Origin of the sequence: Castellaniella sp., assembly GCF_034674885.1 — a bacterium.
Taxonomy (GTDB): domain Bacteria; phylum Pseudomonadota; class Gammaproteobacteria; order Burkholderiales; family Burkholderiaceae_B; genus Castellaniella.
Genome location: NZ_JAUCDS010000004.1, coordinates 57,399 through 82,629, shown reverse-complemented (window position 1 = coordinate 82,629; position 25,231 = coordinate 57,399). Strand labels below are relative to the sequence as shown.

26 protein-coding genes and 1 pseudogene are annotated in these 25,231 nt (G+C 64.4%); 13 read left to right on the top strand and 14 right to left on the bottom strand.

Features of this window, described 5'->3' with window-relative positions:
• Positions 1 to 48 precede the first annotated feature (48 nt).
• A complete protein-coding gene (flgA, locus tag VDP74_RS04335) occupies positions 49 to 798 on the bottom strand; it encodes a flagellar basal body P-ring formation chaperone FlgA (RefSeq protein WP_322998399.1) in 750 nt (249 codons plus the stop codon).
• A 244-nt stretch (positions 799 to 1,042) separates the two neighbouring features.
• Here flgA and flgB point away from each other — a divergent pair, with 244 nt between their 5' ends.
• From flgB to VDP74_RS04270, 13 genes and pseudogenes are all read left to right on the top strand, one after another.
• On the top strand, positions 1,043 to 1,459 hold the full coding sequence (gene flgB, locus VDP74_RS04330) for a flagellar basal body rod protein FlgB (protein ID WP_322998398.1): 417 nt from the start codon (positions 1,043 to 1,045) through the stop codon (positions 1,457 to 1,459).
• 23 nt (positions 1,460 to 1,482) lie between these two features.
• Complete coding sequence (flgC, locus tag VDP74_RS04325; protein WP_322998397.1) at positions 1,483 to 1,890, top strand: flagellar basal body rod protein FlgC; 408 nt, start codon at positions 1,483 to 1,485, stop codon at positions 1,888 to 1,890.
• A gap of 11 nt (positions 1,891 to 1,901) precedes the next feature.
• Entirely contained in the window at positions 1,902 to 2,573 is a 672-nt protein-coding gene (locus VDP74_RS04320) for a flagellar hook capping FlgD N-terminal domain-containing protein (protein ID WP_322998396.1), read from the top strand.
• A 79-nt stretch (positions 2,574 to 2,652) separates the two neighbouring features.
• Positions 2,653 to 4,110 (top strand): annotated as a pseudogene (locus VDP74_RS04315) (flagellar hook-basal body complex protein).
• Between the two features lie 15 nt (positions 4,111 to 4,125).
• Positions 4,126 to 4,875 (top strand): flagellar basal-body rod protein FlgF, encoded by a 750-nt coding sequence (gene flgF / locus VDP74_RS04310; RefSeq protein ID WP_322998395.1) that lies wholly within the window; start codon positions 4,126 to 4,128, stop codon positions 4,873 to 4,875.
• Between the two features lie 30 nt (positions 4,876 to 4,905).
• Positions 4,906 to 5,691, top strand: coding sequence for a flagellar basal-body rod protein FlgG (gene flgG / locus VDP74_RS04305; protein WP_322998394.1), 786 nt, complete (start codon positions 4,906 to 4,908; stop codon positions 5,689 to 5,691).
• An 11-nt stretch (positions 5,692 to 5,702) separates the two neighbouring features.
• Positions 5,703 to 6,395 (top strand): flagellar basal body L-ring protein FlgH, encoded by a 693-nt coding sequence (locus tag VDP74_RS04300; RefSeq protein WP_416232927.1) that lies wholly within the window; start codon positions 5,703 to 5,705, stop codon positions 6,393 to 6,395.
• Positions 6,396 to 6,399: 4 nt separating this feature from the next.
• The gene (locus VDP74_RS04295; protein ID WP_322998392.1) at positions 6,400 to 7,560 is read left to right on the top strand and encodes a flagellar basal body P-ring protein FlgI; all 1,161 of its coding nucleotides are present in this window, start codon (positions 6,400 to 6,402) and stop codon (positions 7,558 to 7,560) included.
• A gap of 4 nt (positions 7,561 to 7,564) precedes the next feature.
• Positions 7,565 to 8,533: a flagellar assembly peptidoglycan hydrolase FlgJ gene (gene flgJ, locus VDP74_RS04290; RefSeq protein ID WP_322998391.1), complete on the top strand. Its 969-nt coding sequence runs from the start codon at positions 7,565 to 7,567 to the stop codon at positions 8,531 to 8,533.
• Between the two features lie 118 nt (positions 8,534 to 8,651).
• On the top strand, positions 8,652 to 10,334 hold the full coding sequence (gene flgK, locus VDP74_RS04285; RefSeq protein WP_322998390.1) for a flagellar hook-associated protein FlgK: 1,683 nt from the start codon (positions 8,652 to 8,654) through the stop codon (positions 10,332 to 10,334).
• Positions 10,335 to 10,360: 26 nt separating this feature from the next.
• The gene (flgL, locus tag VDP74_RS04280) at positions 10,361 to 11,587 is read left to right on the top strand and encodes a flagellar hook-associated protein FlgL (protein WP_322998389.1); all 1,227 of its coding nucleotides are present in this window, start codon (positions 10,361 to 10,363) and stop codon (positions 11,585 to 11,587) included.
• Positions 11,588 to 11,729: 142 nt separating this feature from the next.
• Positions 11,730 to 13,451, top strand: coding sequence for a methyl-accepting chemotaxis protein (locus tag VDP74_RS04275; RefSeq protein ID WP_322998388.1), 1,722 nt, complete (start codon positions 11,730 to 11,732; stop codon positions 13,449 to 13,451).
• Positions 13,452 to 13,468: 17 nt separating this feature from the next.
• Positions 13,469 to 14,179 carry a hypothetical protein gene (locus VDP74_RS04270; protein ID WP_322998387.1) on the top strand — a complete coding sequence of 237 codons (711 nt, stop codon included), beginning with the start codon at positions 13,469 to 13,471 and terminating at the stop codon, positions 14,177 to 14,179.
• Between the two features lie 9 nt (positions 14,180 to 14,188).
• Here the strand turns inward: VDP74_RS04270 and fliR are convergent, their stop codons facing one another.
• The 13 genes from fliR to fliF all read right to left on the bottom strand — a co-directional run bounded on the left by fliR (position 14,189) and on the right by fliF (position 25,065).
• Complete coding sequence (gene fliR, locus VDP74_RS04265) at positions 14,189 to 14,974, bottom strand: flagellar biosynthetic protein FliR (protein ID WP_322998386.1); 786 nt, start codon at positions 14,972 to 14,974, stop codon at positions 14,189 to 14,191.
• A gap of 9 nt (positions 14,975 to 14,983) precedes the next feature.
• Positions 14,984 to 15,253 (bottom strand): flagellar biosynthesis protein FliQ, encoded by a 270-nt coding sequence (fliQ, locus tag VDP74_RS04260; RefSeq protein ID WP_298017633.1) that lies wholly within the window; start codon positions 15,251 to 15,253, stop codon positions 14,984 to 14,986.
• Positions 15,254 to 15,264: 11 nt separating this feature from the next.
• Positions 15,265 to 16,059 (bottom strand): flagellar type III secretion system pore protein FliP, encoded by a 795-nt coding sequence (gene fliP / locus VDP74_RS04255; protein ID WP_416232926.1) that lies wholly within the window; start codon positions 16,057 to 16,059, stop codon positions 15,265 to 15,267.
• Positions 16,059 to 16,385, bottom strand: coding sequence for a flagellar biosynthetic protein FliO (fliO, locus tag VDP74_RS04250; protein WP_322998385.1), 327 nt, complete (start codon positions 16,383 to 16,385; stop codon positions 16,059 to 16,061). The genes fliP and fliO overlap by 1 nt, the downstream gene beginning before the upstream one ends.
• 6 nt (positions 16,386 to 16,391) lie before the next feature.
• Positions 16,392 to 16,925, bottom strand: a complete 534-nt coding sequence (gene fliN / locus VDP74_RS04245; RefSeq protein ID WP_322998384.1) for a flagellar motor switch protein FliN — start codon at positions 16,923 to 16,925, stop codon at positions 16,392 to 16,394.
• Entirely contained in the window at positions 16,922 to 17,938 is a 1,017-nt protein-coding gene (fliM, locus tag VDP74_RS04240) for a flagellar motor switch protein FliM (protein ID WP_322998383.1), read from the bottom strand. Before fliM ends, fliN begins: the two co-directional genes overlap by 4 nt.
• The gene (locus tag VDP74_RS04235) at positions 17,938 to 18,402 is read right to left on the bottom strand and encodes a flagellar basal body-associated FliL family protein (RefSeq protein ID WP_322998382.1); all 465 of its coding nucleotides are present in this window, start codon (positions 18,400 to 18,402) and stop codon (positions 17,938 to 17,940) included. The genes fliM and VDP74_RS04235 overlap by 1 nt, the downstream gene beginning before the upstream one ends.
• Before the next feature lie 76 nt (positions 18,403 to 18,478).
• A complete protein-coding gene (locus tag VDP74_RS04230; protein WP_322998381.1) occupies positions 18,479 to 19,714 on the bottom strand; it encodes a flagellar hook-length control protein FliK in 1,236 nt (411 codons plus the stop codon).
• 19 nt (positions 19,715 to 19,733) lie between these two features.
• Positions 19,734 to 20,183, bottom strand: coding sequence for a flagellar export protein FliJ (gene fliJ / locus VDP74_RS04225; protein ID WP_322998380.1), 450 nt, complete (start codon positions 20,181 to 20,183; stop codon positions 19,734 to 19,736).
• Positions 20,173 to 21,639: a flagellar protein export ATPase FliI gene (gene fliI, locus VDP74_RS04220; protein WP_416232925.1), complete on the bottom strand. Its 1,467-nt coding sequence runs from the start codon at positions 21,637 to 21,639 to the stop codon at positions 20,173 to 20,175. Before fliI ends, fliJ begins: the two co-directional genes overlap by 11 nt.
• Positions 21,626 to 22,420, bottom strand: a complete 795-nt coding sequence (locus tag VDP74_RS04215; RefSeq protein ID WP_322998379.1) for a flagellar assembly protein FliH — start codon at positions 22,418 to 22,420, stop codon at positions 21,626 to 21,628. The genes fliI and VDP74_RS04215 overlap by 14 nt, the downstream gene beginning before the upstream one ends.
• Positions 22,413 to 23,414, bottom strand: coding sequence for a flagellar motor switch protein FliG (gene fliG, locus VDP74_RS04210; protein WP_322998378.1), 1,002 nt, complete (start codon positions 23,412 to 23,414; stop codon positions 22,413 to 22,415). Before fliG ends, VDP74_RS04215 begins: the two co-directional genes overlap by 8 nt.
• A complete protein-coding gene (gene fliF, locus VDP74_RS04205; RefSeq protein WP_322998377.1) occupies positions 23,401 to 25,065 on the bottom strand; it encodes a flagellar basal-body MS-ring/collar protein FliF in 1,665 nt (554 codons plus the stop codon). The genes fliG and fliF overlap by 14 nt, the downstream gene beginning before the upstream one ends.
• Between the last annotated feature and the right edge of the window lie 166 nt (positions 25,066 to 25,231).

Sequence of the window (25,231 nt, the reverse complement as noted above, 5' to 3'; positions counted from 1 at the left end):
GTTACGGCAGCGCAACGCGGATCTTTAGCCTTCCATGGAAGGCCTGGGTTACATCATAACCTGAACCGTATGGGCATCCAGCACGGTGCCGGTGATGATCTGGCCATTGGGGGTCCGGACCTGGATCTGGGTGCCCGGGCTGCCGGATTCCAGGGCCTGGCCTTCGCCCGACGCGACGAAGCCAGCGCCGCGCGCCACGGTGCGTACCTGTTGGCCGCGTTCGATGGAATTCGGGTCGCGCAGGGCGCTGTCCTCGATCGGTCCGCCGGCCCGGATGCGGCGCGTAGTGATCCAGCCGACCACGTGCGCTGGGTCGCTGATCGCCCGGCGCATGCGCAGCAGGTCGCCTTCCCGGGTATCCAGGTCGTCCAGGCTGACGACCACCCCGCGATCCAGCGTGCGGTTGGCCACGAAATAGCTGCCTGTGATCTGGATGCTGGCCTGCACGTAGAGCGTCCAGGGCTGGGGCGCCAGGCAGCGAACCCCGACCGAAGTCCGCGACCGCAGACCGCCCGATCCTGCCAGGAAGGTGTCCATCCGACTGCAGGCCGTCTGATTGGTGATGCGCGGCGGATCGACGACGATCGTCGCCGTGCCGGGATAGGATGCCGCACGTTCCTTCAGCAGGGATTCCACCTGGCTGACGATGGCTGCCGGATCCTGGGTGGTCGTGCTGGCGGCCTGCGCCGACGCCGCGCCGGGCAGGACGCCGGCGATCAGGCAGGCGCCGACAGCCAGCCAGCGGCGCGCGGCGGCCCCAGGCAGGGGGGGAGAGAGCGGGGCGGGGTGGGTGGCCATGTGCGCATTGTAGAAGATGCCCGGCAGGGAATGAAGACAGGGGCCAGGTGTCGGCGCCTGCACCCGGCTCGGAACGCAGTGCCGGCGACATTGCCTGAATAGCCCTTCAAACCCCGGTTTGTTCCGGCCTTTATCGCGCCTGAGGGGGCCGTACTATGCCATTGTGCGCTCAAGCCGCGAATGGTCAGGGATCATTTGGTGCCCGGTGGATGCGCACTTCAATTCACCTGAATGCATTGATGCCATGATCGATCGAATCGGCAAGGACTTCGAGTTCTACCAGAAAGCCCTGGCCCTGCGTCAGCAGCGACAGGAAATTCTGGCGACCAACATCGCCAATTCCGACACGCCCAACTACAAGGCGCGCGACGTTGACTTCAACGCCACGCTGCGCGAGGCGATGGGCGAGGGCTCGGGCTTGCCCCGTTTGCCGGATACATCCCTGACACTGACGTCGTCCCGCCACATTCCGGCCCAGGCGCATTCTACCGGCCCGGCCCAGGAACTCTATCGCGTTCCCCTGCAGCCCAGCCTGGATGGCAATACGGTGGACATGAACGTCGAGCGTGTCCAGTTCGCCGACAACACCGCCAAATACCAGGCTGATCTGCAGGTGTTGAACGGCCGCATCAAATCCTTGCTGACTGCCATGCAGCAGTAATCCGGCTCCGGGAACGCACGCTTATGTCCACTCTCAGCATATTCCAGATCGCCGGTTCCGCCTTGGCTGCCCAGTCCGAGCGCATGAACGTCACGGCCAGCAACATCGCCAACGCCGACAGCGCCGTCGGTCCGGACGGCCAGCCTTACCGGGCGCGCCAGGTCGTCTTCCAGATGACGCCATCTGCGCAATCCGAAGCCGTCGGCGGTGTGCGCGTGGCGGCCGTCCAGGAAAGCAACGCGCCGGCCCGCATCCAGTATGACCCTTCCAACCCGCTGGCCGACGCTCGCGGCTACGTCACCCTGCCCAACGTCGACGTGGTGGCCGAAACGGTCAACATGATTTCCGCTTCGCGTTCCTATCAGGCCAATGTCGAAGTCATCAACACCGCCAAATCGCTGATGGCCAAGACCCTGACCATCGGCCAATAAGGATTCCCGCCATGAGTACCGTGAACGAAGTCTACGGGGCCAATGCCGCAGGCGCCATGGCCAACGCCCAGACCAATTCCTTGATGGGCGACACCCAGGACCGCTTCCTGACCTTGCTGGTCACGCAGCTGCAGAACCAGGACCCGCTCAATCCCATGGACAACGCGGAAGTCACCTCGCAGATCGCGCAGCTGTCCACGGTCCAGGGCATCCAGCAGTTGAACAACACCCTGCTGGCCCTGTCTGGGCAGATGGACATGTCCCAGTCCCTGCAGGCCGCCGGCCTGATCGGCAAGAGCGTCCTGTATCCGGGCGAAAAGATCAAGGTCGGCGCAGACGGTGCTGCCACCACGTTCGGCATCGATCTGATGTCCGAGGCCGCAAAGGTCACGGTCACGATCCGCGACGAGGCCGGCAAGGTCGTCTACACCAAGGAAATGGATGCCCAGAAGGCTGGCGTCTATCCCCTGGAATGGGACGGCAAGGACGCCGCAGGCGCCGTTGTTCCCACAGGGGCCTATGCCGTGTCGGTCGAGGCATCCGACTCCAATGGCAAGCCGGTCTCGGCCGAGACCCTGACATCGGGTCACATCAACAGTATCGCCTACACCACCGAAGGTCTGAAGCTCAACCTGGCCATGGGTGAAAAAATTTCCCTGCTGGATATCCGGCAGGTCATGTAATTCCGATGGGGCAGCCACTGGCGCCGTCCCGGGTTCCACATCAACGATTCAACGCAGTACGCACTGAAAGAGGTTACTCATGGGTTTCGGTCAAGGTCTCAGCGGTCTGAACGCCGCCTCGCAAAACCTGGATGTCATCGGCAACAACATCGCCAACTCCGGCACCGTGGGCTTCAAGTCCGGCTCGGCCACCTTCGCCGACGTCTACGCCAGCTCTCGCGTGGGCCTGGGCGTGCAGGTTGCGTCGATCAACCAGCGTTTCACGACCGGCATCGTGTCCACCTCGGGCAACCAGTTCGACATGGCCATCGACGGGGCCAAGGGCCTGTTCGTGGTGACCCAGCCCAACGGCGCCACGCTCTACACCCGCAACGGCCAGTTCCTGGCCGACAAGGATCACAAGATCGTCAACGCCCAGGGCCAGCAGCTGATGGGCTATGCGCCGGGCGGCACCAACCTGATCGGCATGACTGTTCCGGTGGGGAACATCGCGCCCCAGGCGACCAGCACGCTCACCAACAAAGTGAACCTGGATGCGAATGCAAAGGTGGTGCCCGGCACGACGGTCAATAGAGTCGTTGGTGTGGTCAATCTGGATGACGGCACCGGACCGGCCCCTCATTACTATGAGGTCAATGGCGGCACCTACACTTGGTTCAGTGATGCAGCCGGTACAACGCCAGGCGGTGCTCCTGTAGATGGAACCTCATATACAACGGGTACGCCGGCCAGCGGCATTACTTTTACCGGCGGCGCGCCCGATAGCGCCATTCCGACGACGGGGGGCAACGTCGCCTATGTCGCACCCGTGACGGCAGTTGCTTTCGACCCCACCAATTCCGACTCCTACTCCAACATGGTCCCGCTGACGGTCTATGACTCGTTGGGGAACTCGCATCGCATCGAGTAGTACTACACCAAGCGTGAACCCGTGGGCGGCAACAGTGTTTGGGAAGTCAACTACGTCATCGACGGCGTTCCTCCTGTTCCCCCTGCCAATCAGGCGACACTTCAGTTCGACAGCGCCGGCCGTCTCGCATCCGGTTCGCCGACGACGATCACCTTCAACCCTGGCGGCACGACCTCGCCGGCCGATCCTGTGTCGATTCAGGTGGCCTATGACGGCTCCACCCAGTTCGGCAATAGCTATTCCCAGGACTTCGTCCAGAACGGCTACGCCACCGGCGAATACGCCAGCATGTCCATCGGTACCAATGGCGAACTGATCGCCAACTACACCAATGGCGCAAAACAGACCATGGGCACCATCGCACTGGCCGACTTCGCCAACCTGCAGGGCCTGCAGCCCGTGGGCGGCAATGCCTGGGCGGAAACGGCTAACTCCGGCCAGCCCATCGTCGGCACGCCCGGCAGCAATGGCCTGGCCACCATCAAGGGCCAGGCGGTGGAAGAATCCAACGTGGACATGTCCCAGGAACTGGTCAATATGATCATTGCCCAGCGTACCTACCAGGCCAATGCCCAGACCATCAAGACGCAGGACCAGATCCTGCAGACCCTGATCACGATGCGCTAAGCACGGTAGGACGGCATGGATCGCATCCTGTACACGGCGTCCAACGGCGCCGCCCGCATCCTGGAACAACAGTCGGCCATTGCCAACAATATGGCCAATGTGTCGACGACGGGTTTCCGGGAACAGCTGGCCATTTACCGGTCCGTGCCGGTGGTGCCGCAGGCGGGCGAACTGCCCACCCGCGTCAGCACGGTGGCTTCCACGCCCGGCAGCCGCTTCGGCCAGGGCGCCATGGTCGAGACCGGCCATTCCCTGGACACCGCCATTGCGGGCGAGGGCTGGTTCGCCGTGCAGACACCGCAGGGCGAAGCCTATACGCGTTCGGGGGAATTCGCCGTCAACCAGGAAAACCAGCTGGTCACGCTGGGTGGCCTGCCGGTGCTCTCCAACGACGGCCGCCCCATCGAAATCCCGGAACGCGGCAGCGTTACCTTTGCTACCGATGGGCAGATGAGCGCCCTGGGCGCGGGTGACAATCCGCGTGACATCCAGATGCTGGCCCAACTGAAGCTGGTGAACCCGCCCACCGACCAGTTGGTGCGCGGCGACGATGGCCTGTTCCGCCTGGCGGGCGGGCAGCCGGCCCAGGCCGACGAGGCCGTGCGGATCGCTCCCGGTTTCGTCGAAAAGAGCAACGTCAACCCCGCCAGCGCCATGGTGGCCATGATTTCCAACGCCCGACAGTTCGAGTTGCAGATGCAGGTGATCAAGAACGCCAGCACCAACGAAGAACGCGGCAATTCCGTACTTTCGGCAGTGGGCTGACGCCCGGCGCCCTGAACAGGACACCTCAAGATGATACGTTCCCTGTGGATCGCCAAGACCGGTCTGGAAACCCAGCAGACCGCCATGGACGTGATTTCCAACAACCTGGCCAACGTCAACACGACGGGCTTCAAGCGCGGCCGCGCCGTGTTCGAGGACCTGATGTACCAGACCATGCGCCAGCCCGGCGCCAGCGTCGGAGCCGCCAATCAACTGCCCTCCGGCCTGCAACTGGGTACGGGCGCCCGCGTCGTCGCGACCGAACGCATCCACACCCAGGGCGACCTGAAGCAGACCGGCAACACGCTGGACGTCGCCATCCAGGGCAAGGGCTTCCTGCAAGTCGAAATGCCGGACGGCTCGTTCGCCTATACCCGTGACGGCAGCATCCAGCGCGATCAGAACGGCATGCTGGTCACGGCCGGCGGCTATACCATCCAGCCGGGCATCAATATCCCCGACAACGCGATGTCCATTACGATTTCCCGCGATGGCACGGTGTCCGTGACGCAGCCCGGCGCGGCCGGCACCAACGTCGAGGTCGGTCAGCTGCAGTTGTCGACTTTCATCAACCCCACGGGCCTGCAGAGCCTGGGCGAGAACCTGTACGCGGAAACCGATGCCTCGGGGCCCGCCAATCAGCTGCAGCCGGGCCTGGATGGCGCCGGGGTGCTGTTGCAGAATTACGTGGAAACCTCCAACGTCAATGTGGCCGAGGAACTGGTCAACATGATCACGACGCAGCGCGCCTTTGAAATGAACAGCAAGGCCGTGCAGACGTCGGACCAGATGCTGGCGCGTCTGACACAGCTGTAATCAGGATGTCCATGAAGGGTTTGCGTCGTCTTGCAGGATCGTGGGTGGCCATCGCGGCCCTGATGATGTCCGGGTGCGCCCTGGTGCCGCCCGAGCCGGTCGTCACCGGCCCCTTGACGGCGCCCCCGCCGCCGCCGGCAATGCCTTCCGCCGAAGCCAACGGGTCCATCTACCAGCCTACGGCCTACGGCAACTATCCCTTGTTCGAAGACCGTCGCCCGCGCAATGTCGGCGACATCGTCACCATTGTGATCCAGGAAAAGACCAACGCGGCGAAAAGCGTGGGCACCAGTACCGATCGTAATGGCAGCGCCAGCATGAACATCGGGCTGGAACCGGCCATCTTGCCCACGGATCTGGGCGCCAAGCAGAATTTCCAGGTCGGCAGCGGCAACAAGTCCGATGGCAAGGGATCCAGCAGCGCGACCAACGTCTTCAGCGGCACGCTGACCACCACCGTGATCGGCGTCCTGCCCAACGGCAATCTGCAGATTGCCGGCGAAAAGCAGATCGCCATCAACCGGGGCAGCGAATATGTGCGCTTTTCCGGCGTGGTGGACCCGCGTTCCATCACCGGCAGCAATACCGTGTCGTCCACCCAGGTGGCCGATGCCCGCATCGAATACCGCAGCAAGGGCGTGATGGACGAGGTCCAGACCATGGGCTGGCTGCAGCGCTTCTTCCTGAATATCGCCCCGTTCTGATCCGATGACCGAATTCATGTTTTCACTTTCAGCCTTGTGTCGTGATTCCCGCGCCCGGCGTGGGCTGGCGGCCGTGCTGCTGGGTTGCGTAGGTCTGGTCCTGCCCCTGGCGGCGGCCCAGGCCGAACGCATCAAGGACCTGGCGTCCTTTACCGGTGTGCGCGAGAACCAGCTGATCGGTTACGGCCTGGTGGTGGGGCTGGACGGCAGCGGCGACCAGGTGCGCCAGACGCCGTTCACCCAGCAAAGCCTGACCAACATGCTGTCGCAACTGGGTGTGACAGTGCCCCAGGGCACCAATATGCAGGTGAAGAACGTGGCCGCCGTCATGGTGACCACCCGGTTGCCGGCCTTTGCACAGCCGGGTCAGAGCCTGGACGTCGTGGTCTCGTCCATGGGCAATGCGAAAAGCCTGCGCGGCGGCACGCTGCTGATGACCCCCCTGAAGGGCGCCAATGGCCAGGTCTATGCCCTGGCACAGGGCAATCTGCTGGTGGGCGGGGCGGGTGCCTCCCAGGGCGGCGCCAGCGTCCAGGTCAACCAGCTGAACGGCGGCATCGTCCCCGATGGCGCCATCGTCGAACGCGGCGTGCCGACCACCTATGCCCAGAACGGCATGGTACGGCTGGAACTGAACACCAACGATTTTGCGGTGGCGCAGAACGTCGTGTCGGCCCTGAACCGCCGCTTTGGCGGGCAGACGGCCACCGCGTTGAACGGACGTACCATCGAACTGCGCGCGCCCACGGATCCACAGGGACAGCTGGCGTTTCTGTCGCAGGTGGAAAACCTCAACGTGACGCTGCCGCCGGCCCGCGCCCGGGTCGTGATCAATGCCCGCACCGGGTCGGTGGTGATGAACCGCACCGTCATGATCGACGAGGCCGCCATCGCCTACGGCAATCTGTCCGTGACCATCAGCCCGCAGCAGCAGGTCAGTCAGCCCACCACGCCGTTTGGCGGCGGGCAGACCGTGGTCACGAACAATACCCAGATCGAGATGCGCAGCGACAACGGCTCTTTGAAGCGTGTGAGCACCAGCGCCAATCTGGCCGATGTCGTGCGAGCCCTGAATGCCCTGGGCGCCACGCCGCAGGATCTGCTGTCCATTCTGCAGAACCTGAAGAGCGCCGGCGCCTTGCGGGCGGATCTGGAGGTCATCTAGCGCCATGGCATTCGTCGCCAATACCCCGCTGCCCGGCTCGGGCAGCACGCCTTCGGCGCTGGACTTCAGCAACCTGAACGCCTTGAAACGCGGCGTGCAGACGAATCCGGACTCCGAAGAAAAGCAGCGCGAGGTCGCCCGGCAGTTCGAAGCCATGTTCATCCAGATGCTGATGAAGCAGGCCCGCCAGACTGCGGACCAGATGCCGTCGCTGTTCGATTCGCAGGCCACGCGCATGGCGCGCAGCCTGAGCGACGAGCAGACGGCCCTGGCCTTGGCCAATCCTGGCATCGGCCTGGCCGATGCGCTGATGGCGCAGATGCGCGGTGGCGTGTTGAGCCAGCCGCTGGATCCCCTGGCCAATCCGCCCGAAGCCGCCCGTTCGCGCCTGCCCGGCCTGCAGTCGCGTATCGGCGAAGGCCGGCGGCAGGTGGCTGATTCGATTTCGTCCCTGATCGATCTGCTGGCCCAACGCAACCTGGGACAGAAGGTGCGCAGCGCCATTCAAGGGGCGCCGGACCACATCCGCTCCTTTGTGGACCAGATGGCGGTGGCCGCCGACGTGGCGGCCCAGCGCAGCGGAGTGCCGGCCAAACTGATCCTGAGCCAGGCCGCCCTGGAATCGGGCTGGGGCCAGCGCGAGATCCTGCGCCCGGATGGCAGCACAAGCCATAATCTGTTCGGCATCAAGGCGGGGCGTAATTGGGATGGCGACGTGGTGCGCGTCATGACGACCGAATACGTGGACGGTGAGCCGCGCAAGATGCTGCAGCCCTTCCGCGCCTATGATTCCTATGCGGATTCCTTCACGGATTACGCCAATCTGATCAGCCAGAGCGATCGCTACAGCGACGTGATGACGGCCCGCAACGCCGAGGACGCCGCCCGCAAGGTGCAAGCCGCCGGCTACGCCACTGACCCGTCGTATGCCGACAAGCTGATCAGCATCATGGGGTATTTCAACGCCCGCTAGCGGTGGGCGGCGGCGATTCGCCGGGCGCTAAATTTTCCCGTCCGACTGCCGTTATCAGGTAAGACGAATTCTCGCGGGCGCTGATCGGGCGCTGGCATCACAGACAGGATTGCAGTATATGAATCTGGCGAATCTGGGCAAGGCTGGCCTGCTGGTCGCACAAAACCGTTTGGCGACCGCCGGGCACAACATCAACAACGCCGCCACGGCTGGCTATAACCGTCAGACCGTGCTGTCCCAGACGGCAGGTGCCACGCCGACGTCGGGGGGCTGGATCGGTCGCGGGGTGCAGGCCGTCAGCGTGCAGCGGTCCTACGACAATTTCCTGTACAACCAGCTGACCACGTCCGTCACGCGCGGCGCTTCCCTGAAGACCTACGGCGACCAGGTCAGCCAGATCAACAACCTGGTAGCCGATCGCACAGTGGGCATTTCGCCCGGCATCCAGAAATTCTTCGATGGCCTGGATGCCATCGCGACCTCGCCGGCCGACGTTGCGGCCCGTCAGGAGCTGCTGGGCCGGGCCAACAGCCTGTCCTCGCAGATTCGCGACGCCAACGCGTTTCTGGACGGCCAGCGGCAGAACGTCAATACCCAGATCGAGACGACCGTCACCCAGGTCAACAGCTATCTGGATCGCATCCACGACCTGAATCGCCAGATCACCACGGCCAAGGCCACCAACCCCGGCCAGCCGCCCAACGACCTGCTCGACCAGCGCGACCAGTTGGCCGCCGATCTGGGGCAACTGGTGGACATCAAGGTCTACGAACAGGACGATCGTTTCAACATCACCATCGGCAACGGCCAGACGGTGCTGGGCGGCGATTCGGTCTACTACCTGCAGGTCCACCCCGCAGCCGCAGACCCCAGCCGCCTGGCAGTGAATTACACGGTGACCGACGCCAGCGGGAACCCGCGCCCCGTCGAAATGAAGGACAGCCTGATCACCGGCGGCAAGCTGGGCGGCCTGCTGACCTTCCGGACCGATGTGCTGGATTCCACACAGAATGAACTGGGCCGCCTGGCCCTGGGCATTTCTATGTCCATGAATGCCCAGCACACCCAGGGCTATGATCCGTCCGGCGCGCCCGGCACGGATTTCTTTACGGTGTCCTCCCCGAAGATCATCGGCAATGCCGGAAATGCTGCGACAGCTGGCCCGACCGCGAACATTACGAACGTGTCCCAGCTGACGACCCAGGACTACCGTCTGGATTTCGACGGCACCAATTATTCCGTGACCCGCATGCCGGAAGGTACCGTGATGGGGTCGATTGCCCCGGGCGCGGCCGCGACCATCGATGGCGTGGAATTCGACATGAGCACCATCACCGGCGCCGCTGCCGGCGATTCCTGGCTGATTCAGCCCACGCGCGATGCGGCCGCCGGCATGAACGTCGCCCTCACCGATCCGGCCAAGATCGCTGCGGCGGGATGGGATCCTGATGCGAACGGCGGCGCAGGCGGCCCGGCGGGCTCCGCCAATGGCGACAATGCCCTGAAGATGGCAGCCCTGCGTTCGGAAAAGATCCTGGGCAACGGCACCACGGGACTGAACGAGGCCTATTCCCAGCTGGTCAACAACGTGGCCGTCAAGACCCAATCCAACTCCACGGCGCAAAAGGCCCAGGAATCCCTGATCCAGCAGAATTTTGCCGCGCAGCAGGCTGTCTCCGGCGTCAATATGGACGAGGAATACATCAATCTGCAGCAATATCAGGAACAGTACCGCGCCGCCGCTCGCCTGATCGACACGGCCTCGACCATGTTCGATACCTTGCTCAGCCTGCGCAATTGATCGCGCCGCATCACTAGGAATACATCATGCGTATCAGTTCCAGCCTCATGTTCCAGACCGGTCTGAACACCATCAATGCTCAGCAGTCCGATCTGATGCACCTGTACCAGCAGATCGGTTCGGGCCAGAGAATGGTCACGCCGGCCGACGACCCACTGGCGGCTTCCCAGGCCATCAATCTGTCTCAGTCGCAGGCGCAGAACGCACGCCATGCGGACAACCGCTCTGTGGCCAACCAGAATCTGGCCACGGAAGAAGACGCGCTCAATTCCCTGACGCTGCTGCTGCAGGACGTACGCACCCGCCTGGTCGAAGTCGGCAACGGCACGCTGTCGGACGCCGATCGCCAGACCTTGGCCAACGTCCTGAAGAACGCTCGCGACACGGCCCTGGGCATTGCCAACACCACCGACGGCAATGGGCAGTACCTGTTTTCCGGCTCCAAGGGCAACGCCCCCGCCTTCACGGCGAATGGCGACTACAACGGCGACGGCTTGCAGCGTCTGATCCAGGCCGACGCCACCCGCCAGATCGCCGGCAGCGACGTCGGTTCCGAGATTTTCGCGCGCTCGCAGCCAGGCACCTTGGCCTACGCCAGTGCGGCGGGGGCCGGCAATGCCGGAACGGCGATCGTCACAGGGCCGTATATCTCGGATCGAGCCCAGAATCCCGATGCCAAGTATTCCTATGCGGTGACGTTTACCGGGCCCAATACCTACGACGTTGCCATCACGGACAATACGAACGGCACCACGACAACCAATGCGGGCATGACCCTGGCAGCCGGCGCCACGGAAATCGACCTGGGCAACGGCACCACGGTACAGATTTCTGGCGCTCCGGCAGCAGGGGATACGTTCTCGGTCGAACCGCTGAAGACCCAGAACCCCAACATCTTCAAGACGCTCGATACCCTGGTCGCGGCCCTGGAGGCCCCGTCCCAGGGCGATGCCCAGGCTACGGCCCAGATGCGCAACGTCCTGAACACCAGCATGCAGCAGCTGGCGTCCAACTACGACAACGTTCTGACGGTACGTGCTTCCATCGGCGCCCGCATGAACGAATTGCAGGCGCTGGATGGCAGCGGCTCACAGCGCAACCTGGGTTTCACGAAGGCCTTGTCCGGCCTGGAAGACCTGGATTACTACGAGGCCAGCACCCAGCTCAGTCTGCGGAAGATCGCCCTGGAGGGTGCGGGCCTGGCCTTCCAGACAATCCAGGGGTTGAGCCTGTTCAACCTGGGCCGCAGCTGATCACATGCGATTTTCAGGACCTGATCCGTTGACCACGGGTCAGGCGCATTTCCGATGAATGGGGCCTACAAGGCCCTATTTTCTTAGGAAGGACAGCAGCGTGCGTATGGCATGCTGACGATAATCACAAAGGTGAGGTGACATGAAGTTTCGTTTCTGGAAAGGGCGCGCGATTGCTTTGTCCCTGAAGACCCGGCTGACACTGGTGGTGGGTTTTCTGTCTTTGTTGACGTTTGCCGCCGTGGGCAGCGCCTGGGTCGTGCAGCAGCAAAGCCAGCGGACGATCGGGCAGCTGTCCTCTGTAGGAGTGCAGGCGAATTCGGACGTGAAGAACGCGCTGATCTACGCACAGCAGGCGACGACTCAGATCGAGGGCGCCCTGGGCATCGCCAATGAAAAACAACGCCTATGGGAACTGGGCCAGGCCGATCAACTGCTGAAGCGTTCCCGTGAACACATGCAATCCCTATCGGACAGCAAGGCCCTGACCGGATCCCAGGGGGAATCCCTGCAGCATATCCTGGCTACGACCTTCAAGGACTATTGGGCTCAGGTCGATCAGCTGCGCGGCTTTGCCGCTCAGCAGGATGCCAAGGGCTTCGAGGCCGTCAAGCGTGGTCGCCTGCGCGGCGCCGCCCGGGGCATGGACCGAGCCTTCGGGCAGTTCGACCAGTACATTCAGAACAGCAGCAATGCATCGCGCCAGGCCCTGGCGCAACAGTTCGAATGGGCCAACTATGGTTTCATCGGCCTGCTGGCGGTGGCTGTCATCTTGGCCCTGCTGGCGTATCGCACTCTGATTCGCACCGTATTGCGGCCTTTGCAGGGAGTGGGGCGGCATTTGCAGAAAATGGCGGGTGGCAATCTGGATCTGCTCATTCACCCCAAGTCGCACGATGAAATCGGGCAGCTGCTGTTCGGGCTGAAGGACATGCGCGAGGGCCTGGAATCCCTGATTCTGGGCGTCAGGACGCGTATGGGGCAGATGACTGCGGGAGCCCAGCGGATCGCCATCGGCAACCAGGACCTGAGCAGCCGCACCGATCAGCAGGCTGCCGCTCTGCAGCAGACTGCCGCCAGCATGGAAGAGCTGGCCAGCACCGTCAAACAGAACGCCGAACATGCCCGGCAGGCGAATCAACTGGCCGGCACCGCATCCCAGGTCGCATCGCGCGGCGGCCAGGTCGTGAATGAAGCCGTGCAGACCATGCAGGGCATTTCGGGCAGTTCACAAAAGATCGCCGACATCGTGGGCGTGATCGACAGCATCGCTTTCCAGACCAATATCCTGGCCCTGAATGCGGCCGTCGAGGCCGCGCGCGCCGGAGAGCAGGGACGCGGCTTCGCCGTGGTGGCGGCCGAAGTCCGTGCCCTGGCCCAGCGCAGCGCGGGCGCTGCAAAGGAAATCAAGGAACTGATCGAGGATTCCGTGGGCCGGGTGCAAGCAGGTTCGGCCCAGGTCAATCGCGCCGGCGAGACCATGCAGGAAATCGTCCAGGCCGTGACCCGGGTGTCGGACATCATGAGCGAGATCTCGGCAGCCACGGTGGAACAGTCCTCGGGCATCGATCAGGTCAACCTGGCGATCACGCAGATGGATGCCGTCACACAGCAGAATGCGCAGCTGGTGCAGCAGGCGGCAACGGCCGCCGGATCCCTGGAAACGCTGGCGGCAGAGATCGGCCAGTCGCTGGCCGTGTTCCAGCTTAGCCAGCAGGCAGCCGATGCGGCGGCTGCGTCGCAGCTCGACTTTGGCGCGATGTCTGTCGCAGAGCTCGAGACGCCAGCTGCCCCCGCCCGCCTGCCGGCACCTGCCGCACGGCCCGCACGCCCGGCTGCCCGCACTATATCGAATACGAAATAATGAGAGGAATTCTGAGCATGAATCATCATGAACCAGGGCGCGCGGATGCGCGGTGCGGTGCGGCGGTCCGCCGCATCAGGCGATCGGTCGCATCGCTTGCGGCTGCCCTCGTGCTGGCGGGGTGCTCTTTCACCGGCAATGGCCTGAATACGTCGGGATTGGACCGCATCGTCGTGGGGCGCACGACCCTGGCGCAGGCATCTGAAGATCTGGGCGCCCAGCCCACCGACATCTGGCAGCAGGGCGAGACGGTGTTGGCCCGCTGGGCCTACAAAGGTACTGCAGCGACCGACGCCTTCTACGTCCGCCAGGAAGTCTGGCTGAGGTTCGGGCCGGACGGTACCTTCCAGCGCATGGAAAACAGCGTGAACGTGCCAGCGTTACGCCACCCGAGAACTGCGGCTGAGGCCGACCGCGAAGCGGCGCAGCAGCGTGCCAGGGCGGCGGCTGCTGGCGGGCCCGGAACGCAGGGGGTTGCCGCATCCGCCCCTGCTGCGGGGAGCCAGGCTGCGGACGAAGGTATGATCGTGATCCCCGGCAATGGCGAGCAACCGGCCGGCCAGGCGGCATCCGCCTCGCAGGCGGGGCCGATTCCCGTGCCGCCGCCCCCGCCGTTGTCGACCGGCAAAGCGGCGCCTGCCGGTGCGGCAAACCCGCAACCGCTCTTGCCGGCGGGTTCCAAGGTCGTGCCAGGCGTGACCTACCCGCTGCCGTCGAAGAATCGCTGAAGACCCGGCCTACAGGCCTGCCAGGCTGCGGGCAATCCTCGCCATGGCCTGGTAGCCGTCTTCGAACAGCCGGGTCATGAAATCGCCGCTTTGCGGGATGACGATTGCCAGCATGATCAGGCCGGTCGTCAGCGAGATCGGAAAGCCCACGGCGAACACCGATAGCTGCTGCGCCGTACGGTTCAGGATGCCCAGCGACAGGTTGATGGTCAGCAGCACGATGATGATGGGCAGGGCCAGCAGTATGCCCGAGACCCAGATCTGGGCGCTCCAGTCCAGCAGGGCGCCCCAGCCATCGGCGTGCAGTTGGGCGCCGATGGGAAACAGTTCAAATGTGCGCATCAGGCCGTCGATCATCAACAGATGGCCGTTGACCGCCAGGAACATCAGCATGGCGACCAGATTGATCAGGCGTGAAAGCACTGCGGTGTTGGCGCCCGTGGCGGGATCAAAGAAGGATGCAAAGGCCAGCCCCATGGGCAGGCCGACGAATTCCCCGGCCATCATGGTGGCCGTGAAGATCAGTCGCATGCACAGGCCCAGAGCCATGCCGATCAGCACCTGCTGCGCTGCGATCAGCAGGCCTGCATAGGATGCAGGTGCGATCGGGGGAAGGGGGCCGATCAGGGGCGAAATAATGACGGCCAGCACCACGGACAGGCCGATCTTGACCCGGGCGGGGATGGACGATTCTCCCAGGATGGGCGCCAGAGCCACCAGACCGGCGATGCGAAACAGCGGCCATAGCAGGCCGCTGATCCAGGCGTAGAGCTGGTCGATCTGGAAATCGATCATGGATCGCAGTCAACTGGCCAGGCCAGGGATGGAATCCAGCAGGGTGCGGATGTAATCGACCATGGTGGTGATCAGCCACGGCCCCAGCAGCACCAGCGCGGCACCGACGGCCAGCAGCTTGGGGATGAAGGACAGCGTCATTTCGTTGATCTGCGTGGCCGCCTGGAAAATGCTGATCAGCAGACCGACCAGCAAGGTCACCAGCAACAAGGGGCCGGCCATGACCAAGGCGACCCGCAGGGCCTGGTAGGTCATGGACATGACGGCTTCGGGTGTCATGGGAATACCCCTTATTGATAGAAACTGCGGGCCAGGGACCCCAGCAGCAGATGCCAGCCGTCGGCCAGCACGAACAGCATCAGTTTAAACGGCAGGGAGATGGTGACGGGAGGCACCATCATCATCCCCAGAGCCATCAGCAGGCTGGCCACCACCAGGTCGATGATCAGGAAGGGAATGAAAATCGTGAAGCCGATCTGGAAGGCGGTCTTCAGTTCGCTGGTGACGTAGGCCGGGACCAGCACCCGCAGCGGTGTGGCCTCCGGACCGTCCAGCGGACCGACCTTGGCCATGTCGGCGAACATGCTGAGATCGGCTTCGCGGGTCTGGTGCAGCATGAAGGTCTTGAGCGGCTGGGCACCCCGGTCCAGCGCTTCCTCGAAGCTGATCTGATCGCTGGCCAGCGGCTGGTAGGCCTGGGTGTAGATCTGGTCGAACACCGGCGACATGGTGAAAAATGTCAGGAACAGCGCCAGCCCGACCAGGACGGCATTGGGGGGCGAAACGCCCGTGCCCAGAGCGTTGCGCAGCAGCCCCAGCACGATGATGATGCGGGTGAAGCTGGTCATCATCAGCAGGGCCGCCGGCAGGAACGACAGCATGGTCAGCATGACCAGCGTCTGTACGCTGAGCGACCAGGTTTCCGTGCCGTTGGGGCCGGGGGTTGCGGTCAGGGCGGGCAGCGTCGCCTGGGCCAGGGTACTGCCGGGCCAGATCAGCAGCGCCAGCAGGCCGATCGACAGGCAGCGCAGCGCCAGGGCGCCGGCGGGAGACAGGGCGTGCGTGCGGAAAATCCGGGGGGACATCAGGACCTCGACAGGGTCTTGCCCAGCGATTCGGCAAAACTGGCGGGTGCGGACGGAGCAGCAGGTGTGTCGGGCGCGGCCGGCAAGGTATGCAGCAGCGTGATCTGCTGGGAAGTCACCCCGAGCACCAGGCGGACGTCGTCGATCTGGACGACGGTCAGGGAACAGCGGGCGCCCAGGCTATGGCTTCCCAGCACGCGCAGGTTGGAGGCGCGGCTCGGGTTGCGGATCCAGCCTCCCCGGCGGGCCATCCAGGCCAGCGCCATCAGCAGGACCAGGATGAACAGCAGCGCCAGAATGACGCGCAGGATCTGAGCCTGGTCCATCGGCGATCAGCGGCGGTTGTTCAGCCGGGCGATCCGGTCTGAAGGAGTGATGATGTCCGTGACCCGGATGCCGTATTTCTCGTCCACGACCACGACTTCGCCCTGGGCGATCAGGTAGCCGTTCACGTAGATGTCCATGGGTTCCCCGGCCAGGCCGTCGAGTTCGACGACCGAGCCCTGGCCCAGTTGCAGGATGTTTTTGATGGTCAGGCGGGTGCGGCCGAGTTCGACCGACAGCTGGACGGGGATGTCCATGATCATGTCGATGTCGCTGTCGGCATCGGCAGCCTGGCCGACGAGAGGCTGGAACACTTGCGCCACGGCCGGTTGCGCCGCAGCTGCGGGCGCTGCGGCGGTCTGTTCCGCCAGTGCGGCGGCCCAATCGTCTTCGGCGCCCAGGCCGGCGGCCTGGGTGGGTTGATCGTGCGCGGTCTGTTGCTGTTCTGCCAGGGCAGCAGCCCAGTCGTCCTCGATTTTTGGGGTCGAAGCGGGATCCGGTTGGCTGGGATCCTGGGTGTCGTCGTCTTTGATGTCGCTCATTTCTTTGTGCGGGCTAGCAGTTGGTCGGAATCCCCGGGCGTGGCCAGGATCTTGTGGACGCGCAGGGCATAACGGCCGTTGAAGGTCCCGTAGCTGCAATCCAGCACAGGCACGCCTCCGACGCGGGCCGTGACATTGGGTTGGACCTCCACCGGCAGCACGTCGCCGACGTTCAGGCGCAGCAGCTCGGCGATGGATGTCTCGATCCGCGCGAACTCGACGCCGAGTTCGACTTCCGCGCTGCGGACTTCACGCGACAGTTGCTGGGTCCAGCGCTGGTCGATGGAGTCGGCGGCGGACTGCTGCAGGGGGCGCGTCAGGATATCGCGGATGGGTTCCAGCATCGAATAGGGCAGGCAGACGTTCAGTTTGCCGCCCGAGGCGCCCAGTTCGATGTTGAAGGTTGACAGCACCACCACGTCGTTGCCCGAGCCGATGTTGGCGAACTTGGTGTGCATCTCCGATCGCATGTATTCGAATTCGATCGGGTAGACGTTGTCCCAGGCCTGGCCGTAGCATTCCAGCGTCAGGTTGAGCAGACGGCGGATGATGCGCTGTTCGGTATTGGTGAAGTCGCGGCCTTCGACCCGGGTGTTGTAGCGGCCATGGCCGCCGAACAGGCTGTCGATGACCAGAAAGACCAGGTTGGGGTCGAAGGTGAACAGGCCCGTGCCGCGCAGGGGCTTCAGGGCCACCATGTTCAGATTGCTGGGAACCGGCAGGTTGCGTTCGAAGTCCGAGTATTTCTGGATCTTGATGGCATTGACCGTGATGTCCGCGTTGCGGCGCATGAAGCCGAAGAACATGGACCGCAGGCGTCGGGCGAACCGTTCGTTGATCAGTTCCAGCGTCTGCATCCGGTGGCGCACCACCCGGTCAGGCGAACCCAGGTCGTAGGGCCGCACGCCGTCTTGCGGCGTAGCGGCAGGAGTAGGCGCCGAGGATTCCTCGCCGGTGACCCCGGCGATCAGGGCGTCGACTTCATCCTGGGAAAGCATGCTCTGGTAGGGCATTACTGCACCACGAAGGCAGTGAACAGCACGTCAGACACCTGGGGACCCGGCAGTTGGGTCGCAAAGGGGCGGGAGAGTTCGTTCTTGATGGCGGTGCTGAGCGCCAGGCGGCCGTCAGGGGTCTGGATTCTGGCGAGTTCCTGGGCGGACAGGACCTTGAGGATGCGGTCGCGGACTTCCGGCATGTAGTCCTGGATCTGTTTGCGCGAGGGCTCGTCGGCCAGGCGCAGAGTGATCGCCGTGTACAGGATCCGGTTGCGCGTTTCACCATACAGCGTGACGGTGAAGGGTTCGAGCTCGGCAAAGATCGGGGCCGGCACCACAGGCGGCGCGGCTGGCGGGGTATTGGCGGTTTGCGCGGCGGGACTGGTCATGCCCGTTCTGTTCAGGAACAGCATCGTGCCGCCGACGGAAGCGCCGATGATGACGATGAGCAGAAGGATGAATTTGAGTAGCCTGAGCATGGTTCCGGTTCAATGTGTCACGAGGATCGGGAGGCTGCATTGTAATGCCTGGGCTGCCCGATGTAACAGAAAGGTTTCACACAAAGGTGTCCACCAGAGCGTCTGGGCGGCTGGGCGGGCGAGGGGCGGCTGCCAGCGCCGCAGGGCCACTTGTCGTGGTGGTGCTGCCGTCCAGGCTGAAGGCCGAGCCGTCGGACGCCGCCGAGCCCTGATCGGCCTGGGCGAACTGCTGCTGACCGGCCTGTTGATCACTGACGTTGGCCTGGCCCAGCGACAGTCCGGCCTGAGCCAGTTGCTGCTCCAGATGCGGCAGCGCGTTTTCCAGGGCCTGACGCACGTTGGCGTGAGGCGAGACGAATGAGGCCTGAGTCAGCGAATCGCCCAGATGCAGGGTTATATGGATCGGGCCCAGTTCCGGCGGATTGACGTGCATCGTCACGGTATGGCCGGATGCCGTGCCCGACTGCACCAGATTCAGCACCTGACGGCTGAAATCCTGGGGCCACTGGGGGTTGCCCAGAGGCGTGGACACGGAGGGCTGGAGCGGTGCCTGCAGCGTGGCGCTGGCGGTGGCAGGCAGCATCGTGGCACCCAGCGGGGTGCCCTGCGTGCCGGCCAGCGCATCGGGTGCGGCCGCCGAGCGTGCTGCGTGCGGATGCGACGAAGTGGCAGACGTGGTGGCGAGGGCAGTGTCCAGCGTATTGGCCAGCGCGGTCTTGCCGTCGGCGATGGTGGGCGGCAGGGCGCCGGCGCGATTGGTCGCGGCAGCCCGGCCGGCTGCGGGAGCAGCGGTTTCCGCAGCCTGGAGCGGAGCCCGAGTGGCCGAGGCCAGGACCACCTGTGCGGAAACGGAACCCGTGCGCATGGATCGGGATCGTGTGGCGTCTGCGGCCGCCAGGGTGTCTGTGGTATCGGCGGCATCGGCCAGCAAGGCGGTGGCGTCGGCGCCGCGCCGCGAAGCCGCTGGCGCATCGGTTGCGGTGTCGTTGCCGGACCGGGCGGCACCGGCCTGGTGCCGCAGCGTGGCCGGTATCTGAGCGACGGGCTGCATCAGCGGCAGCGCGGTGCTGTCCAGGATCAGCGCCAGGGTTTCGTCGGGGCCCAGAGGGTCTTGCTTTTTCGCATCGGAGCGCGCCGTATCGGCGCGGTCTTTCGAGGGGGCTGCCGGGGTTTTGTCGCTCGTCGTGGCGTTGCGCTGGCTGGACAGCACGTTTGAAAATGCAGGGGTGTCCTGAGGCGAGCCAGCGTCGGTCGCGCGCGCCGGCGTATCGGCGGCTGGCGGGGTGGCGTGGACGGCAGGAAGAACGGGCATGTTCATGGCTCGGTCGGGCTCAGTGAGGCTGTCGCAGGCGTCGGTACAGACTGGCAGCGGCTTCGTCGCTGGCGCGCTGTTCGCGGCGTTGTTCCCGGGCTTGCAACTGGTTCAGCTGACGGGACTTCAGGGTTTCGTACGAGCTCAGACGGCGCTTTTCGTCACGCCACTGCTGGCGGCCGGCGACGATTCGCGTGTCGATCTGGGCGAGGATTCTATTTTGCTGGGAAATGGCCTCGTCCAATGTGGCGATAAAGTGCCTAAAGTTATGGTAATTCGAGGCCGTTACACCACTTTCAGTCGTGTTCTGCAGGCGCAGCGTGTAATCGTTGCGGTAGCCATCCAGGGTAGTGAGCTGGCCCTGCGCTTCGCGGCGCTGGGTGCCGAGTTCGGCCAGAGCGCGCCCGGCTTCGTCCAGTTTGTCCTGGGTCAGATTGATCAGGACGTCCAAGGGGGTTTCAGGGTTCATGGGTGATCTCCTGGCCCAGGACGCCCGCCAGGGCCGCGACGGCATCCGGGTAGCCTACTTGCACGTCGATACCTTGCTGCAGATAGCCCTCGAGCCATGGGTAACGCTCGATGGCCTGATCGATTTCAGGGTCGTTCCCCGCAGTATAGGCCCCCACGGCGATCAGATCGCGGTTGCGCTGGTAGCGCGAGACCATGCGTTTGAACTGGTGGACACAGCGGAACTGGCTGGCCGGCACGATGGCCGACATGACCCGGGAGATCGAGGCCTCGATGTCGATGGCCGGGTAGTGGCCGGATTCCGCCAGGGCGCGCGACAGCACGATGTGCCCGTCCAGGATGGCGCGGGCGGAATCGGCAATCGGGTCCTGCTGGTCGTCGCCTTCGGTCAGCACCGTGTAGAACGCCGTGATGGATCCGGCTGGGCGGTCGCCTTGCGGCGCCCCGTTGCCGGCACGTTCGACCAGGGCCGGCAGCTTGGCGAAGACCGAGGGAGGATAGCCCTTGGTCGCGGGGGGTTCGCCGATGGCCAGGGCAATCTCGCGCTGCGCCATGGCGTAGCGCGTCAGGGAATCCATGATCAGCAGCACGTGCTTGCCCTGGTCGCGGAAGAACTCGGCCAGGCGGGTGGCATAGACCGCGCCCTGCAGGCGCAGCAGGGGGGAGACGTCGGCCGGGGCCGCCACCACGACCGAACGGGCCAGGCCGTCGGGGCCCAGGTTCAGCTCGATGAATTCCTTGACTTCGCGGCCCCGTTCGCCGATCAGGCCGACCACGATCACGTCGGCGCGGGTGTAGCGGGCCATCATGCCCAGCAGCACGCTTTTTCCCACGCCCGAGCCGGCGAACAGGCCCATGCGTTGGCCCCGGCCTACCGTCAGCAGGCCGTTGATGGCACGAACCCCGACGTCCAGCACCGTATCGACCGGAGCGCGGGTCAGCGGATTGATCTGTGTGGCCATCAGGGGCGCGGTGTCCAGATCAGTGGGTAGCGGTTTGCCGTCCAGTGGCCGGCCAGCGCCATCCAGCACCCGGCCCAACAGGGCCATGCCGACAGGCAGATGCCTCGCCTGGTCCGTGCCGATCGGCAGGAGGGGGGGCGTGCGGAATCGGGTGGGCAGGGGAACGGGGTCCAGCAGCAAGGTTTCCGCTGGCACCACGCGCGCCCCGGGGCGCAGACCGGTCGTGTCGCTTTGCGGCATCAGGTACAGGGTGTCGGCGTGAAAGCCCACGACCTCGGCATCAGCCCACAGATCGTGTTCGGGTGAGACCTGCACCTGACATGCCGCGCCCACTGGCAATTGCAGCCCTGTGGCTTCCAGGACCAGGCCGGTGGCACGCGTGACGCGGCCCTGGCGGCGGGTGGATTGGCGGACCTCGATACGCTGCTCGCAGGCCTCCATCTGGGCGCGCCAGCGGGCGCCGGCACTGTCCAGAGTGGAATCAGAGGCTGTCATGGCGATGAGGGTTCGAGGGGGCCTCGGTTTTCCGGCCCAGGGCGGATACGATGCGCTGCCAGCGGGTTTCCAGCGTAGCGTCCACGGACCCCAGCACGGTTTCCGCCAGACAGCCGCCCCGCGTGATGCGTTCGTCGGCGATCAGGCGGTAGCTGGCGTGATCGGGGCTCTGTTGCAGGACGGTATTGACCATGCCAAGATCGTCGGGATTCAGGCGCAGATTCAGGGGGGACCCGGGTTCCGGGCGGGACTGCAGCACGTCCCGGACCACGGCGAGGATGTGGTCGGGGTGCTCGCGCAGCTGGTCGTGCAGCACCTGCTCTGCGATGCGGATGGCCAGCTGGATCAGGGATTGGCCGACTTCTGCTTCCAGATCGTTCAGCGCGCCCGCGCAGGCCTGGGCCAGGGCATCCAGCCGGGCAGCCTGCTCGTGAATCTGCGCAGTGCCTTCAGCATGCCCCGATTCCAGCCCCTGGGCGTAGCCCTCGGCCCGCCCTGCGGCCAGCCCTTGGGCGTGACCCTCGGCGCGGCCGATCTCCAGGCCTTGGGCGTGACCCTCGGACTGGCCTTTGTCGTAGCCTTCCCGGTAGCCCTTGTCCAGGCCTTCCTGGCGTGCCTGGGACAGAGCCTGGGCGCGGCGGCGCAGCACTTCGGCCTGGGCGGTTTCGGTGTCGGTAGCCCGGCGTTTGTATTGAGTCCGCAAGGATTCCAGGGAGTCCATCTCCCAGCGCTGCCAGCGGGCGCGCATCTGGAGGTCCATGGAAGGCTTGTCGTCAGACATACTGATCGTTGCCCATGCTCAGGTTGATCTGGCCCGCATCGGCCAGTTTGCGGGCCACCATGAGGATGGCTTTCTGTTCCGTTTCGACGCGGGACATGCGCACCGGGCCTTGGGCTTCGAGGTCGTCGCGCAGGATCTCGGCGGCGCGGTTGGACATGTTCTTGAAGAATTTGGCGCAGAGTTCCTCGCTGGCACCCTTCAGTGCGATGGTCAGCGAGGCCGTGTCGATTTCCTTCAGGATCAGCTGGATGGCCGCGTCTTCGACGTCGGCCAGGTTGTCGAAGACGAACATTTCGTCCACGATGCGCTGCGCCAGGTCGGCGTCGACCTCGCGCAGGCTGCTGACCACGGCTTCTTCTTCCGTGGTGTTCATGAAGTTCAGGATTTCCGCCGCCGTGCGCACGCCGCCCATCTTCGAGCGCTTGGCACCCTGGCCGGACAGGACTTCGTTCAGGACGTCGGTCAGTTCGTGCAGGGCGGCCGGCTGTACGCCGCCGAAGGTGGCGATACGCATCATCACGTCGTTGCGTGAGCGTTCGTTGAGCAGGGCCAGCACCGCAGAGGCCCTGTCGCGTTCCAGGTGGACCAGGATCGTGGCGATGATCTGCGGGTGCTCGTCGGCGATCAGTTCGGCAACGTTGGAGGGCTCCAGCCAATTCAGGGCGTCGATGCCTGAACCCGTGCCTTCGCCGGCTTCCAGGATGTCTTCGATCAGACTGGCGGCGCGGTCGGTACCCAGCGCTTTGGTCAGCACCGAGCGGATGTAGTCGTCCGACCCCAGGGTCACAGCCATGAACTGGTCGGCTTCGCGGCGGAAGTCTTCCAGGACCTGGTCGACATCGGCGCGTGTGACCTGTTTCAGGTTGGCCATGGCCGAGCCGATCTGCTGGACCTCGCGCGAGGACAGGTATTTGAAGACTTCGGCGGCGGCATCCTCACCCAGGGACATCATGAGGATGGCGCAGCGAGTCAGGTCGGGTTCAGGATTTGGCATTTTTGGAGTCCATCCAGGATCGCAACACCATGGCGACGGCGCGCGGGTCGCGCTGAGCCAGCTCGCGGGCGGTGTCCAGGTTTTCCTCGTAGCGGTTCATTTCGGAGGCCCTCAGTTCGTCCTGGCGGCGCTGTTCGCGCATGGTTTCCAGGTGGGCCTCGTTCTTGACGCGTTCGACCTGGGCATTGGCGAAGCCCTGCACGATAGGGCGCACGACCGAACGCCACAGGAAGAACAGCACCACCAGGATCAGGAGTACTTTGCCGATCTGCAGGGCCAGGCTCTGGTATGCCGGGTTTTCCCACGGCTTGAATGTTGGTTCCTGGTTGGTGAATTCGCTGTTCACCACGCTGAGGGTGTCGCCCCGATCCATCGAGTAGCCCATGGCCTGTTTGACCAGCGCGTTGATGTTGTCCATTTCGGACTGATCCAGCGGCGCGGGCTCGCCTGCCTTGTCACGATAGTTGACGACGACGGCCACTGACAAGCGCTGAATCGCGCCCAGCTCGTGTTTGACGTGACTGATCGTGCGGTCGACTTCGTAGTTGACGGTTGCGTCGTTGCGCGCCGATCCCCGGTTGGCGGGCGCAGGCACGGGCACGCCGTTGACTGTGTTCTGCTGGGCCTGGGCAGCCGTGCCCTGGGCCGGATTCTGCGCATTGGCGCCGGCCTGGGCCGGTGCGGCGGCGGCAGCCGTCTGGATGGGGGCTGTGGCATTGGCCGGAGGCTGATTGGTCAGAGCGCCGGGCACGCCTTCGGGCGAAGATACGCCGTTTTGCATGGAATCGCTGGTCTGCTTGCTGCGCACTGCCGCCGTGCCCGGAGTCTCGTTGGGACGGTAGGTCTCGGAGGTCTGCTCGCGTTGGGAGAAATCAACGTCGGCGCTGACCTGGGCGCGGACGTTGCCCGGCCCGACGATGGGGGTCAGCAGGGTCAGGATGCGCTGGGTGGTGCGCTGTTCGATGTCTGTGACGAAATTGCGCCGAGTGCTGTCCATACCGGCTTCGCCGCCTGGTTTGGACAGCAGGTGGCCATCTTGGTCGACGATGGACACGTTCTCGGCATTGAGCTTCGGCACGCTGGACGATACCAGCCAGGTGATGGCCGAGACCTGGGCCTCGCTGAGGCTGCGCGCGGGGAACAGAGTGACCAGGACCGATGCGGTGGGGGCTTCCCGGTCGCGCACGAACAGCGATTGGCGGGGGATGGCGAGGTGCACTCGCGCGGATTTGACCGGATGCAGGGCTTCGATGGAACGTGCCAGTTCGCCTTCCAGGGCGCGTTGATAGGTGATCTGTTCCGTGAACTGGCTGGCCCCGAACTGGGGTTTGTCCAGCAGTTCGAAACCCACGCTGCCGCCGCGCGGCAGGCCCTGTTCGGCCAGTTGCAGTCGCAGCGCATAGACCTGATCGGCGGGCACCAGAATGGTGGCACCGTTGTCGGCGAATTTATAGGGAACGTTGCGCTGGTTCAGAACCGACACGATGGCGCCGCCGTCGCGGGACTCAACGTTGGAGAACAGGGTTTTGTAGTCGGGTTCGCGCATCCACATGGACGCGACGACCAGCAGGGCGACGACAGCAGCGGCCAGGCCGAGCAGCACGGGGCGTGGCAGTGCAGCCAGCCGCGCCAAGGCGGGATTTTTATTCATCCAGTCGGCAATTGGGTTCATCGAGCGGGAGATACAGAGGGGGCCGCCAGGCTGCGCCCGGGCCAGAAACCGTGGGTCTGGATGATGTGCATGCTGATGCGGCAGTATGGAAGATGGATGGCCGCCATTATGGCGGGGATTGCAGTTCCGGCAAGCCCTGAAAAGC